Raw genomic sequence first — 13,931 nt, 5'->3', positions numbered from 1 at the left:
GCGTGCAGGCCGCGCGGCAGTGGAAGGCGCGGCACAATGAGCGGCGCCATGCTCACGACGATGCTGGTGCTGTTCGCCATCAGCATCCCGGTCGCGCTGGCGATCGGCATCGCCACGATCGTCGGCATCGCCGGCTTCACGTCCTTTCCGATGATCGTCGCGGCGCAGCAGCTGTTCGTCGCGCTCGACAAGTTTCCGCTGGCGGCGATCCCGTTCTTCATCCTCGCCGGCAATCTGATGGAAGTCGGTGGCATCTCGCGGCGCCTGGTGGAGTTCGCGCGTTCGATCGTCGGTGGCGTGCAAGGCGGCCTGCCGGCGACCTGCGTCGTCACCTGCATGATCTTCGCGGCGATCAGCGGCAGTTCGGTCGCCACCACCTTCGCCATCGGCACCATCATGATCCCGGCGCTGGTGCGCGCCGGCTACCCGGTCGCCTTCGCCGCAGCGCTGCAGGCGACGGCGGCGGAACTTGGCGTCATCATCCCGCCCTCCATCCCGATGATCCTGTACGGCGTGACCACCCAGACCTCGATCCCCGAGCTGTTCATCGCCGGATTCGGGCCCGGGTTTCTGATTGGCGGCGCGCTGATCGCGACCGTGCTGATCTGGTGCCGCATCAAAGGCTGGGGCAAGGAAGACGGCGTCGGCCGGCTATCCTTCCTGACTGCGACGCGCGAGGCCGGCTTCGCGCTGGTCATGCCGGTGGTGGTGCTGGGCGGCATCTATGGCGGCATTACCACGCCCACCGAGGCTTCCGTCATCGCGGTGGTCTACGCGCTGATCGTGGGGATGTTCCTGCATCGCGAAATCACCCTGCGCGATCTGTATCCGATCTTCCGCAAATCGGTGATCAGCAGTTCGGTGATCATGTTCATCATCGCCTGCGCGGCGATGTTCTCCTGGCTGCTGAACCGGCAGGGCGTGCCGGATGCGGCGGCGGCCTGGCTGGCGACGTCGTTCGACAGCCCATCGGCCTATTTGCTGGTGGTGAACCTGTTCCTGTTCGTCGTCGGCATGTTCGTGGAGACCTCGGCCTCCATCATCGTGCTGGCGCCGGTCCTGCAGGAAGCGGCCGAGCGTGTCGGCATCGACGGCGTGCATTTCGGCACCATCATGGTGGTGAACCTCGCGCTCGGCATGATCACCCCGCCCTTCGGCGTCAACCTGTTCGCCGCGGCACAGGTCGCCGGCTGCGGTGTCGACAAGATGATCCGGCCGCTTTCGGTGTTCATCGCTGTGGTCTTCGCCTGCCTGATGATCATCAGCTACGTGCCGGCGATCACGCTGACGCTGCCGAACCTGGTCTTCCGATGAGCATCGGCACGCCGGAGGCGCTCCGGCACCTTCGGCGTGATCCTGTGCTGAAGGCGGTGATTCGCCAGGTCGGGCCTTGCACGCTGACCATGGCCAAGCGTCAACCCTATGAGGCGCTGGTGCGCGCCATCGCCCATCAACAGGTGCATGGCCGAGCGGCGGAGGCGATCCTCGGTCGCTTCCTCGCGCTGTGCGATGCGCCAGTCTTTCCCGCGCCCGAGGCGGTGCTGGCGCAGACGCCCGAGGCGATGCGCGGCTGCGGATTCTCGGCGAACAAGGTGCTCGCCATTCGCGACATCGCCGAGAAGGCGGCCGGCGGCGTGGTGCCGACCCGTGCCGCGGCGCGGCGATTGACCGATGACGCGCTGATCGAGCGCCTCGTGCCACTGCGCGGTGTCGGGCGCTGGACGGTCGAGATGCTGCTGATCTTCACCCTTGGCAGGGCCGACATCCTGCCGGTCGATGATTTCGGCGTGCGCGAGGGATACCGCGTCGCCGCCGGCCTCGACGAACAGCCAAAGCCGCGCGCCTTCGCCGCGATCGGGGAAGCCTGGGCGCCTTATCGCACCACCGCCGCCTGGTACTTCTGGCGTGCCGCCGACCTGCATAAGGAAGGGCGGTTCCGCCTGCCCAAGGCGATCTGACCGCCAGTATCCGGTGCGCCGGGCACACTGGCGACGATGCATGGGCCGCAGCAGGACATGGCGCGATCCTCGCGTCATGGTGCAGACTTTGCCGCCATTCGAACCGCGTGAGGTCGCATGACCATCGAACTTCTGGACGCGCAGGGCCTGTCCGACACGCATGCCGCCATGCGCGACACCGCGCGGCGCTTCGCCGAGGCCGAGATTTCCCCGATCGCCGCGGAACTCGATGAGAGCGAGGCCTATCCGGCCGAACTATATGGCAGCCTGGCCAAAGCCGGGTTGTTCGGCATCACCGTGCCTGACGCGCTGGGCGGCGCGGGAGCGGATGCGCTGGCCTATGCGTTGGTGATGGAGGAGTTGTCGCGCGGCTATGCATCCGTCGCCGACCAGGTCGGGCTCGTCGAATTGTTGGGAACGCTGATCACGCACCATGGCAGTGCGGCGCAGCAGGCGCGGTATCTGGTGCCGCTGCTCAAGGCGGAACGGCGCTGCGCCTATGCGTTGACGGAAGCGGATGCCGGATCGGATCTCGGCTCGCTCAAGACCACGGCGACGCGCGATGGTGCCGGCTGGGTGCTGAACGGCGCGAAGCTGTGGATCCACAACGCGCCGGTGGCGGACTTCGCTGCCGTGCTGGCACGCACCGATCCCGCCGCGGGGCATCGGGGCATGTCGGTGTTCCTGGTTGATCTCGATGCCGCCGGCGTGGCGCGTGGACGACGCGAGCACAAGATGGGCCAGCGCGCATCGCCGGTGGGCGGGTTGAATTTCGACGCGGTGCGGCTGCCCGGCGACGCGTTGCTCGGCACCGAGGGGCGCGGCTTTCACATGATGATGTCGGTGCTCGACAAGGGGCGCGTCGGCATCGCGGCATTGGCGCTCGGCATCCTGATGGCGGCGCTCGAGGACAGCATCGCCTACGCGAAGCAGCGCGTGCAGTTCGCCAGGCCGATCGCCGAGTTCCAGGCCGTGCAATGGATGATCGCCGATATGGCGAAGGACGCGCAGGCGGCGCGGTTGATGATCATGGAGGCGGCACGGCTGCTCGATGGTGGGGGGCGGGCGACGCTCGCGGCCAGCATGGCCAAGTGCTTCACCGCGGATGCGGCGGTCGCGCGCACGGCCGATGCGGTGCAGATCCATGGCGGGTCCGGCTATATTCGCGGTGTGCGGGTCGAGCGGCTGTATCGCGATGCGAAGATCACGCAGATCTATGAAGGCACCAACCAGATCCAGCGCATGATCATGGCGCGGACATTGCTCGCCTGAGGAACACGACGCCATGCAGGATGACGGACGGCTTGCCTATGAGGACATTGCGGATGACCTCGCCTGGGAGACGCCCGGCATAACGGTGACGGAGAGCCACATCTTCGCCTTTGCCGGCCTGTCGGGCGATTTCTACGAGATCCATGTGGATGACGATTACGCGCGGTCGCTCGGCTACCCCGGGCGCGTCGCGCATGGGCTGCTGGGCCTCGCGCTGGCGGATGGGTTGAAGAACCGATCGGCGGTGCGGCTCGCGGCGATCGTCTCGATGGGGTGGCGGTGGCGCTTCACCGGCGTGATCCTGGTGGGGGACCGCGTGCAGGCGCGCATCAAGGTGATCGCGAAACGCACCACGCGCCATGCGGATCGCGGCATCGTCACGCTAGACATCACGCTGTTCAACCAGCGCGGCGAGGTGGTGCAGGCCGGCGAGAACGACCTGATGGTGCATCGCAGGATTGGCTAGACGTCCCAACCCTTGATACCGAGATAGGCGGCGGCCAGGCGCGCCTGGCCTTCATGCATGTCGCGCCCGGTCGTCGTCGCGCAACCGATGGCGCGCGCCGCGGCGATCAAGGGCGTGACTTCGGGGTTCGGGATGACGTCCGCGACTATCTGGGACGGAGACAGGAGCGACGCGTCGATCGACATCGGGTCGCCGGGGCGCAGGCCAAGCGGTGTTGCGTTCACCACGATATCGAAGCCGCGTGGATCGGGGTGTCCCGCCTGCACCTTCGTTTCGGGAAAATGGGCGTGAAGCAGCGCCGTCAGCGCCTCGAGCCGCGCGGCTGCGCTGTCGTAAAGGGTCAGCGTCGCGGCACCGGCGCGTGCCAGGGCGCAGGCGATCGCCGTGCCAGCTGCGCCACAGCCGACCTGCAGGATGCGCTTGCCGCGCGGCGGATGGCCGGCGCGTTCCAGGCCATCGCGGAACCCCTCGCCGTCGAACATGTCGCCTTCGAAGGCGCCGTCGGCGCGGCGACGGATGGTGTTGACCGAATGGGTCAGTTGCGCGGTCGGGCCGAGAGCGGCCAGCAGCGGCAACACCGCTTCCTTGTGCGGCATGGTGATGACCAGGCCATCGAGATTGGCCATCGCCACGAATGCCGGCCAGGCGCATTCAAGGTCGCCGGCTTTGATCTGGAAGGCGACGAAGGCCATGTCATGACCAAGCCGCTCGAACGCCGCGTTGAACACCGCAGGCGAGCGCAACGGCGCGACCGGATCGCCAATGATCGCCAGCAGACGCGTCGCACCGGTGATGGTCATGGCCGAAACCCCGCAACAGAAAGCCAGGATTCAATGAGGCGCTGAACCGGCAGCGCACTGCGCGCGTCGTTCGATGGCGCGCGCCCGTCGCTGATGGCATCGATCATCTCGGCGATCAGCGCGCGGTGTGGACCGTGGTCGAAGGCCATCGGGTCGGCACCACCGCCGGTGCCGGTGCCAGGGTCGATCACCTCGGGCGGGTTGTCTCCGGCGTACCATTCCAGGCGGTTGCCAATGAGTACGGCGCTGGCATTGGTGCCGGCGATCTCGATGCGTTCGGGAAAGCCGGGGCGCGCGACGGACGTCGCATCGACCACGCCAAGCGCGCCATTCTCGAAGCGGATCGCGGCGGCGGCGACATCCTCGGTGTCGTTCGCCCGCAGGCCGGCATTCATCGCGAAGCCGGCCACATCGCGTACCGGGCCCATCAGGTGCAGCAGCAGGTCCATGGTGTGGATGGCCTGGGTCAGCAGCACGCCGCCGCCATCGCGCAGCATGGTGCCGCGCCCCGGTTGCGCGAAGTAGTTGGCGTCGCGCCACCAGCGGATGCTGGCCGAGGCGCTCAGCGGCCTGCCGAGTTCATCCGCGCGCAGACGACGCGCCAATTCCAGCGCGCCGGGGCGGAAGCGATGTTGGAAGCAGACAGCAGCATGCACCCCGCCACGATCCGCCGCGGCAACCAAGGCATCCGCGCGCGCGAGGGTGCGTTCGAGCGGCTTCTCGACGATCATGTGCTTGCCCGCGGCTGCAACCTTTTCCGCGAGTGGCAGATGCTCGCCGGGCGGTGCGAGGATCAGCACGAGGTCGAGGCCCGGTGCCGCCAGCAGCGCGTCCAGCGTATCGAACACCGGCGCGGACCAGCGCACGGCGAAGGCATCGCGCCGCGCGGTAGAGGGTGCATGCCCGCCGATGATGCGCAGGCGCCCGGCCTGCGCCAGGTCCCGCAAGGCCAGCATATGCGGCGTCACGGCCATGCCGAGGCCGATGACACCGACGCCGATCGTCATGTCGGCATTCCTCCCATCGTCGATTCCGGCTTCCACGCCGTCGCGAGCGAGGTCTAGGCTGACTCCCGAAACGATCCGACACAAGGGTCCCGCAGGAGGAAATGCTCGATGACTGTTACCGTGATCGACCGGCGTACGCTTGGGCGCATGCTGGGCCTGTCCGCCGCCGCGCTGCCCATGCTTCCCGCCCAGGCCCTGTCGCAGTCGCGACGCGACACGCTGGTGATCGGCCTCGACATCAGCGACACCGTCACGCTCGATCCGGTGCGCCAGGCGCAGTACACGCCGCCGCTGACGTTGGCAGCAACCTATGATGCGCTGGTGACGCTCACACCCGATGACCTGGTGCGCGTGAAGCCGTCGCTGGCGACATCATGGCAGCGCACGCCGGATGGGCGTGGCTGGCGCTTCACCCTGCGCGACGGCGTGAAGTTCGCCTCGGGCAATCCGATGACGGCGGAGGATGTGCGCTTCACCTTCATGCGCCTGATCAACATGCGCGAGCAGACGCAGCAGTACATCAAATCCGTCGACCGTGTTGAGGCGGTGGACGCCAAGACCGTCGACTTCATCATGAACGCGCCGAATGCGCCGATCCTGCCGATCCTGGCCGCACCCGGCAATGGCATTCTAGAAAAGGCCGCGGTGACGGCACATGGCGGGACCGACGCGGCGAATGCGCGCGAGGCGGACAAGGCCACCGATTGGCTGAACAGCAACTCCGCCGGGACCGGCCCATTTCGCCTCGTGCGGTGGGAGCGCAACAACCAGATCCAGCTGGTGCGCAACCCACACTACTGGGGCGAAGCCTCGCCCTTCGAGCGCGTGGTGATCCGCCATCTGTCGGACAGCGCCGCGCAGCTTCTCGCGGTACGGCGTGGCGACGTGCATGCGGCCTTCAACCTGATCCCGGAGCAGATCGCCACCCTGCGCAGCGAGAGCGATGTGCGCATCGACCGCATGCCCAGCCTGGACTTCGTCTACATGGCTGTCACCGAGAGCCCCGAGGCCAACCCCGTGCTGGCGAAGAAAGAAGCGCGGCACGCGATCGGCTATGCGATCGACTATGATGGCATTCTCGGCAGCCTGCTGGGTGGAGCGGCGGTGCGGCCAGCGCATTTCCTGCCGATCGGCGTGAATGGCAGCACCGAGCGCATTGCGCGCGAGGTCGGGTTCAACACCAATCTCGATCGCGCGCGACAGATGCTGCAGGCCGCCGGCGTGCCGGATGGCTTCGAGATGGAAATCGCCTACGGCAATGCGGCGGTTGCCGGCATTTCGTACCAGGTGCTGGGGCAGAAGTTGCAGGCGGACCTCGCGCGCGTGGGCATTCGCGTGAGGCTGAACCCGATGGACCAGGTGAACCTGCGCACGAGCTACACCCAGGGCCGAATGGCCGGCGGCGTGCTGACCTTCTGGAATCCGCCGGCGGTGTCGAATGACCTATGGGCTTCGGCGGTGGTGGAACGCGTCGCGCGCCGCGTGCATTGGACCGTGCCGCAGGCAATGACGGACCTGGTGAAGCGCGCCTCGGAAGAACAGGACATCGAACGCGCCGCGGCGCTCTGGATCGAATGGCAGCGCGGCGTGGTGGATGTCGCGCATCACTTCATCCTGTTCCAGCCAACCTATCAGATCGCCGTGCGCAAGACGATTGGCGCCTTCCCGCTGACCGCAGCAGGGTGGCAGTTGGAGACTGGGAAGGTGCGGCCGGCGTAACGCGAGGCGCGGGGCGGCGGGCTCAGCGGTTGAAGCTCGCGCCCCGCTTCTCGGCGAAGGCGCGGATGCCTTCCAGATGATCGCCGGCCGAGAAGCACAGCACGTTCATCTCGTTCTCATAGAGCAGGCCGGCGGTCAGCGGCGCCTCCATCGCCATGCGAATGGACGCCTTCACCGATTGTACGGCGACCGGGCTGAAGCCGGCGACCTTGTCGGCCAGGGCGCGCGCCGTGGCGAGTAGATCGGGCTGTGGCACCAACTGGTCGAACAGGCCGAGCGCCTGGGCTTCGGCGGCTTCGATGGGGTCGCCGATCATCAGCATGCGGGTGGCGCGCGCCACGCCGATCATGCGCGGGAGCATCTGCGAGGCGCCGCCACCGCCTACCCAGCCGCGCGTCACTTCGGGAAAGCCGAAGCGCGTGCCTTCGGCGGCGATGCGGATATCGGCGCCGAGTGCCATCTCCGCCCCGCCGCCAAGCGTCCAGCCCTGCAGCGCGGCGATCACCGGCTTGCGGATGTTGCGGATGGCGGTGGCGTACTCGACGCGGTTGCGAAAATGCCAAGTGCTTGGATAGGCAGCGAGGGAGTTGAGGTCGCTGCCGGCGCAGAAGGCACGTTCGCCCGCACCGCGCAGCAGCACGACGCGTACCGCGTCATCGGCGTCGAGGGCGCGGGCGGTATCGGCGATCGCGGCGGCCATCGCGGGGGTGATCGCGTTGTGCTTGGCCGGGCGGTCCAGCAGCAGTTCCGCCACGGTGCCGCGCAGGCTCACCGAAATCGCGCCGTCCATCACGTTCCTCCGTCGACATCTTGATTGTCTCGACGGCTCAAGTGCAGCATGTCCGCCAAGGGAAGGAAACCGTCGCGTGCTGCGATACATCGCCATACGCTTGGTATCGGCTGTTGTGATGGCGTTGCTCGCGAGCCTCGTCATCTTCCTCATTTCCAACTTCGTCCCCGGCGACCCGGTGCTGGCGCAGCTCGGCGACATTCTCGCGAGCGATCCGGCCGTCGTCGCCCAATGGCGGGCGAAATGGGGACTCGATCTACCCTTGTGGGATCGCTACTGGATCTTCCTGCAGGGGCTATTGCACGGCGATCTCGGCACCTCCATCGCGACGCGGCGGCCGGTGCTGAACGACATCGCGCAATTCGCGCCGGCGACGATCGAACTCGCCACCGTGTCCTTCATGCTCACCTTGGTGATCGGCGTGCCGCTGGGGGTCGCGGCGGCGGTGTGGCGCGACAGCATAGTGGATGCGGTGGCTCGCGCCGTCTCGCTGCTCGGCGTCTCGGCGCCGACCTTCTGGCTCGCCTTCATCGTGCTGGCGATCTTCTACGGATGGCTCGATTGGGCGCCGGGGCCGGGACGGCTTGATCCCATCGCCTTCGCGCCGGAAGGCGGGACCGGCTTCTTCCTGTGGGATTCGGCACGGGCGGGGGATTGGGAGACCTTCCACGACGCCCTCGCGCATCTGGTGCTGCCTTCCATCGTGCTGGCGGCGGCGACACTCGGCCTGGTCACGCGCACGACGCGCGCGGCGATGCTGGAATGCCTGCACCAGGATTATGTCCGCGTGGCGCGCGCCAAGGGTCTCGGCGAACGTGCCGTGGTGCTGCGCCACGCGCTGCGCAATGCGCTGGTGCCGGTCGTCACCCTGGGTGGGCTGGCCTATGCCAATCTGCTGACCGGCGCGGTGATGACGGAGACGATCTTCGCCTGGCCGGGCCTTGGGCGGTACACGTTCAGCTCGGCGGCGGCGCTCGATTTTCCCGCGATCATGGGCATCACGCTGATCGTCTCGGCGACCTATTTGATCGTGAACCTGCTGGTGGACCTTTCCTACGCGCTGCTCGATCCGCGGGTGCGGCGGTGAGTGCCACGACCGCGATGCCGGCGTCGCGTCTGCGCCGCCGCATCCGTCGCTATGGGCTCGCCTGGGCGGGGGGCGCGATCGTCCTGGCTTGGATCCTGGTCGCTATCTTCGCGCCCTGGTTGGCGCCCTACCCGCCCGAGGCGCAGGAGATCACCGCCCGCCTGGAACCGCCCTCGGCGGCGCATTGGCTGGGCACGGACATTCTTGGCCGCGACGTCTATTCGCGGTTGCTGCATGGCTCGCGCGTGTCCCTGTTCGCGGGCTTCTCCGTCGTCATCATCGGCGCGACCATCGGCACGGCGGTCGGCATCCTGGCGGCATGGCTGCGCGGCATCGGGGAGGAGGCGCTGATGCGCTTCACCGACCTGGTGCTGTGCTTTCCGCCGATCATCCTCGCCCTGGCGCTGGCGGCGGCGCTCGGCATCGGCACGACCAACACGATCATCGCCATGCTGGCCGTGTGGTGGCCGAAATTCGCGCGCCTCGCGCGCAGCCTCGCCATCGTGCAGCGCAGCCAGGAATATGTCGAAGCCGCGACGGTGCTCGGCCTGCCGCAGAGGCGCATCCTGCTGCGCCACGTGCTGCCGAACACCTTCGGGCCGATCGCGGTGCTCTGCACGCTCGACCTCGGCATCGCCATTCTCACCTTTGCCGGGCTGTCCTTCCTCGGCCTCGGCGTGGTGCCGCCGACGCCCGAATGGGGCTCGATGATCGCAGAGGGGCGCGAACTGGTCGAGCAATGGTGGGTCGCGACCTTCCCCGGCATCGCCATCCTCAGCGTCGTCGTCGGCTTCAACTTCATGGGCGATGGGCTGCGCGACTGGCTCGATCCGAAGGCGCAGAGCCGTTGAGCACGCCGGTCCTCGATGTCCGTGAACTCGTCACGGTCTTCCACACCGATGCCGGGCCGGTGCGCGCGGTCGATGGTGTCTCCTTCAGCGTGGCGAAGGGCGAGACGCTCGGCATCGTCGGCGAGAGCGGGTCGGGCAAATCCGTCACCGCGCAGTCGCTGATGCGACTGCTCGATCCACCAGCACGCATCGAGGGCGGCCAGGTGCTGTTCGAGGGCCGCGACGTGCTGAGCATGTCGCAGCGCGAGCTGACCGCCTGGCGCGGTGCGAGCGCCGCCATGGTGTTCCAGGATTCGCTGACCGGGCTGAACCCGGTGCTGCGCATCCTGCGCCAGGTGACCGAACACGTCGTCGCGCATGGGCGCATGGACAAGCGCGCCGCGCGCCGGCACGGCATCGACCTGCTGCGTCGCATGGGCGTCGCTTCGCCCGAGCGCGCGGCGGCGTCCTTCCCGCATCAATTCTCGGGCGGGATGCGGCAGCGGGTGATGATCGCCATGGGCATGGCGAATGATCCGACGCTGTTGATCGCGGATGAGCCGACCACGGCGCTCGACGTCACCATCCAGGCGCAGATCCTCGACCTGCTCGCCAACCTGAATGAGAGCTTCGGCACGGCGATCGTGCTGATCAGCCATGACCTGGGCGTCATCGGTACGATCTGCAAGCGCATCGTGGTGATGTATGCCGGCGAGGTAGTCGAGGAAGGCCCGACCGCCGCGGTGCTGGACGATCCGCGCCACCCCTATGCCTGGGCGCTGGCCAATGCGGTGCCGCGGCTGGATGCACCGGTCGCCGATCGATTGCCGGGGATCGAAGGCATGCCGCCCGATCCGCTGGACATGCCGAAGGGCTGCCGCTTCACCCCACGCTGCCCCTGGCGCATCTCGCGCTGCGGCGATGAGCGGCCGCCGCTGGCCGAGGTCGCGCCCGGTCGCAAGGCGCGCTGCTGGGTGACGGCCGACGGGCGCAGCCTGCCGCCGCCGAGCATCCCCGCCCACGCCAAGCCGCCCATCCCATCCACCGCCGAACCGCTGTTGGTGGCGCAGGATCTCGTGAAACACTTCCCGCTGCCGAAGAAGTCCTTCTTCGGACATCGCGAAGTCGTGCATGCCGTCAACGGCGTCTCGCTGCACATCATGCCCGGCGAGAGGCTCGGCATCGTCGGCGAGAGCGGCTGCGGCAAGTCGACGCTGGCACGGTTGGTGACGCGGCTGCATGCGCCAGATGCCGGCCATATCCGCTTCGATGGACAGGACATCGCGACACTCAGCGGGGAGGAATTGCGCCTGCTGCGGCCGCGATTGCAGATGGTGTTCCAGGACCCCTATGCCTCGCTGAACCCGCGCATGCGCATCGGGGATATCCTCGCCGAACCGCTGCTGGTGCATGGCCGCGTGAAGAATGCGGCCGAGGCGCGCGAGCGTGTCGGAGGGCTGCTCGACATGGTCGGCTTGAACAAGGCCTGGGGCGAGCGCTTCCCGCATGAATTCTCCGGCGGCCAGCGACAACGCATCTCGATCGCCCGCGCGCTCGCGCTGGAGCCGGCGCTGATCGTCGCCGATGAACCCGTGTCGGCACTCGATGTGAATGTGCAGGCGCAGGTGTTGAATCTGATGCTCGACCTGTGCGAGCGGATGGGGCTGTCCTATCTGTTCATCGCGCATGATCTCGCGGTGGTGCGCGCCTTCTGCGACCGCGTCGCGGTGATGTATCTCGGGCGCATCGTCGAGGAAGCACCGGCGGCGGAGTTGTTCGCGCATCCATCGCATCCCTACACGGTCTCGCTGCTCTCGGCGGTGCCGGAGCCAGGGCGGCAGCGCATCGTGCTGAGTGGCGAGCCCCCCTCCACGCTGCGCTTGCCGCAGGGTTGCGCCTTCCAGGCACGTTGTCCGGTCGCGCGGCCGATCTGCGCCGAACCACCGCCACTGACCGAGATCGCGCCGGGGCACCGTGTGCTGTGCCACGCGCCAGGTTCACTCAAGCCATTGCAGGGGAGCCCATGAGACGCATCACGGCCGAGCAGGCCGCCGCCATTCTGCGCGACGGCGATACGCTGGTGATCGGCGGTTCCGGCGGGGGGCATGCAGTGCCGGACGCACTGTTGGAAGCCGTCGGCAACCGCTTCCGCGAGACCGCCGCGCCGCGCGGCATCACGGCGCTGCACCCGGTCGGCCTTGGCGACGGCAAGACGCGCGGCGCGGGGCATCTGGCACAGGACGGCCTGCTCAAGCGCGTCGTCTCTGGCACCTTCGTCAACAGCCCAGGCATCGCGCGGCTCGCGCTGGATGAGAAGATCGAAGCCTACACCTTGCCGCAGGGCGCGCTGTCGCAACTGATGCGGGAGATGGCGGCAGGGCGCGCGGGGCTGCTGACGAAGGTCGGGCTGCGCACCTTCGTCGATCCGCGCATCGGCGGCGGGCGGCAGAGCGAGCGCGCCACCGAAGACCTGATCGAGGTCGTCACGCTGCGCGGCGAGGAATTCCTTTTCTACAAGCCGTACAAGCTCGACGTGGCCTTCATCCGCGGTTCGGCGATCGACGAGGCGGGCAACCTCTCGATGGAGCATGAGGCGGTCACGCTGGAGATGCTGTCCATCGCGCAGGCGGCGCGGCGGCAGGGTGGCATCGTCGTCGCCCAGGCGAAGCATCTCGTGCCGCGTGGCTCGCTGCATCCGAAGATGGTGAAGGTGCCGGGCATCCTGATCGACGCCTATGTCATCGTGCCCGACCAGTGGCAGACCTACGAGACCTATGACAGCGCCGCCTATTCCGGGCATCACCGCGTCGCCTTCGACGAGGTGCCACGCCTGCCGGCCGGGCCGCGACGCATTGTCGCGCGGCGCGGCGCGCTCGAATTGTTCGAAGGTGCGATCTGCAATCTCGGCTCGGGCATCTCAACCGGGATCGCCAATGTTGCGGCGGAGGAGGCGATGCTCGATCGCATCTGCTTGACCAATGAACAGGGCAATATCGGCGGCGCACCGGCCAGCGGCAACGAGGCCGGTGCCGCGAGCAGCCCCGATGCGCAGGTGGACCAGCCCTATCAGTTCGATTTTTACGATGGCGGCGGCCTGGACCTCGCCTTCCTCTCCTTTGCGGAATTCGACGCCGAGGGGAACGTCAACGTCTCGCGCTTCGGAGGACGCATCGTCGGGCCGGGGGGTTTCGTGAACATCAGCCAGGGTGCCGGGCGGGTGATCTTCGGCGGCACGTTGACCGCCGGTGAATCGAGGAAGGCGGTACGGCAGGTGGAGCAGATCAGCTTCTCCGGCCCCTATGCGCGCGAGCGTGGGCAGGAGGTCCTGTATGTCACCGAGCGCGCAGTGTTCCGCCTGGGCGATACAGGACCCGAACTGATCGAGATTGCTCCAGGCCTCGATGTGGAGCGTGACGTGGTCGGCGCCATGGCGTTTCGGCCCGCGGTGTCGCCGTCGCTGCGGACCATGGACGCCGCGTTGTTCGCTGATGAACCCATGGGCCTGGCCGCCCGGTTGAAGCCGCGCCCCGCGCGCGCGAATGCGGATCGCCTGCCATGAAGGCGCCGTGTTTTCTCGATGCCGGTGAGACGGCCGAATACACGCGCACCATCGAGGCAGCGGACATCGCTGCCTTCGCCCGCATCAGCGGCGATGACGACCCGGTTCACACCGATCCGGACTTCGCCGCTCGCACCGCCTTTGGCCGCTGCATCGCCCATGGTGCGCATGTCATGGGGCTCCTCTCGACCACCGCCAGCATGATGTCGCGACGGTCCGTCGCCCGCGGTGCGACCGGCACGCCGGTCTCAGCCGGTTACGACCGCATTCGCTTCACGCGGCCCGTCTTCGCCGGCGACACGCTGACCGCGCGCTACGTTATCGAGGAGGTGGACGATGCGCGCGCCCGCACCCGCGCACGGCTCGATGTGGTGAACCAGGATGGGCAGACCTGCCTGGTGGGCAGCCACATCCTCGCCTGGGTGCCGCCGGGCTGAGGTTGC

At 67.8% G+C, this 13,931-nt stretch carries 13 protein-coding genes; 10 read left to right on the top strand and 3 right to left on the bottom strand.

Annotated features, from left to right (window positions below; translation table 11 throughout):
* Window positions 1–36 precede the first annotated feature (36 nt).
* From IEY36_RS24590 to IEY36_RS24575, 4 genes are all read left to right on the top strand, one after another.
* Window positions 37–1,314 (top strand): TRAP transporter large permease, encoded by a 1,278-nt coding sequence (locus IEY36_RS24590; protein WP_188971887.1) that lies wholly within the window; start codon window positions 37–39, stop codon window positions 1,312–1,314.
* Complete coding sequence (locus IEY36_RS24585; protein ID WP_188971885.1) at window positions 1,311–1,958, top strand: DNA-3-methyladenine glycosylase family protein; 648 nt, start codon at window positions 1,311–1,313, stop codon at window positions 1,956–1,958. The genes IEY36_RS24590 and IEY36_RS24585 overlap by 4 nt, the downstream gene beginning before the upstream one ends.
* A gap of 117 nt (window positions 1,959–2,075) precedes the next feature.
* Complete coding sequence (locus IEY36_RS24580) at window positions 2,076–3,230, top strand: acyl-CoA dehydrogenase family protein (protein WP_188971882.1); 1,155 nt, start codon at window positions 2,076–2,078, stop codon at window positions 3,228–3,230.
* A gap of 13 nt (window positions 3,231–3,243) precedes the next feature.
* Window positions 3,244–3,696 carry a MaoC family dehydratase gene (locus tag IEY36_RS24575; protein ID WP_188971880.1) on the top strand — a complete coding sequence of 151 codons (453 nt, stop codon included), beginning with the start codon at window positions 3,244–3,246 and terminating at the stop codon, window positions 3,694–3,696.
* On the opposite strand, the gene IEY36_RS24570 is transcribed toward IEY36_RS24575, so the two are convergent.
* Window positions 3,693–4,496, bottom strand: a complete 804-nt coding sequence (locus IEY36_RS24570) for a shikimate dehydrogenase family protein (protein ID WP_188971879.1) — start codon at window positions 4,494–4,496, stop codon at window positions 3,693–3,695. The genes IEY36_RS24575 and IEY36_RS24570 overlap by 4 nt on opposite strands.
* Entirely contained in the window at window positions 4,493–5,503 is a 1,011-nt protein-coding gene (locus IEY36_RS24565) for a Gfo/Idh/MocA family protein (RefSeq protein WP_188971877.1), read from the bottom strand. Before IEY36_RS24565 ends, IEY36_RS24570 begins: the two co-directional genes overlap by 4 nt.
* Window positions 5,504–5,611: 108 nt before the next feature.
* Here IEY36_RS24565 and IEY36_RS24560 point away from each other — a divergent pair, with 108 nt between their 5' ends.
* On the top strand, window positions 5,612–7,222 hold the full coding sequence (locus tag IEY36_RS24560) for an ABC transporter substrate-binding protein (protein WP_188971875.1): 1,611 nt from the start codon (window positions 5,612–5,614) through the stop codon (window positions 7,220–7,222).
* A gap of 22 nt (window positions 7,223–7,244) precedes the next feature.
* On the opposite strand, the gene IEY36_RS24555 is transcribed toward IEY36_RS24560, so the two are convergent.
* Window positions 7,245–8,012, bottom strand: coding sequence for an enoyl-CoA hydratase/isomerase family protein (locus IEY36_RS24555; RefSeq protein WP_188971873.1), 768 nt, complete (start codon window positions 8,010–8,012; stop codon window positions 7,245–7,247).
* A gap of 76 nt (window positions 8,013–8,088) precedes the next feature.
* Between IEY36_RS24555 and IEY36_RS24550 the strand changes: the two genes are divergently transcribed.
* Genes IEY36_RS24550 through IEY36_RS24530 form a run of 5 tightly spaced genes read left to right on the top strand, consistent with a single transcriptional unit; the run spans window position 8,089 to window position 13,925 of the window.
* A complete protein-coding gene (locus IEY36_RS24550; protein ID WP_188971871.1) occupies window positions 8,089–9,099 on the top strand; it encodes an ABC transporter permease in 1,011 nt (336 codons plus the stop codon).
* The gene (locus IEY36_RS24545) at window positions 9,096–9,950 is read left to right on the top strand and encodes an ABC transporter permease (RefSeq protein WP_188971869.1); all 855 of its coding nucleotides are present in this window, start codon (window positions 9,096–9,098) and stop codon (window positions 9,948–9,950) included. The genes IEY36_RS24550 and IEY36_RS24545 overlap by 4 nt, the downstream gene beginning before the upstream one ends.
* A complete protein-coding gene (locus tag IEY36_RS24540) occupies window positions 9,947–11,956 on the top strand; it encodes an ABC transporter ATP-binding protein (protein WP_229681552.1) in 2,010 nt (669 codons plus the stop codon). Before IEY36_RS24545 ends, IEY36_RS24540 begins: the two co-directional genes overlap by 4 nt.
* Window positions 11,953–13,488 (top strand): acyl CoA:acetate/3-ketoacid CoA transferase, encoded by a 1,536-nt coding sequence (locus tag IEY36_RS24535; RefSeq protein ID WP_188971865.1) that lies wholly within the window; start codon window positions 11,953–11,955, stop codon window positions 13,486–13,488. Before IEY36_RS24540 ends, IEY36_RS24535 begins: the two co-directional genes overlap by 4 nt.
* Window positions 13,485–13,925, top strand: coding sequence for a MaoC family dehydratase (locus IEY36_RS24530; protein ID WP_188971863.1), 441 nt, complete (start codon window positions 13,485–13,487; stop codon window positions 13,923–13,925). Before IEY36_RS24535 ends, IEY36_RS24530 begins: the two co-directional genes overlap by 4 nt.
* The last annotated feature ends 6 nt before the right edge of the window (window positions 13,926–13,931 follow it).

Origin of the sequence: Neoroseomonas lacus (assembly GCF_014644535.1) — a bacterium.
GTDB lineage: Bacteria > Pseudomonadota > Alphaproteobacteria > Acetobacterales > Acetobacteraceae > Neoroseomonas > Neoroseomonas lacus.
The sequence above is the reverse complement of the archived record's forward strand: the minus strand, read 5'-3'. Positions and strand labels throughout refer to the sequence as shown.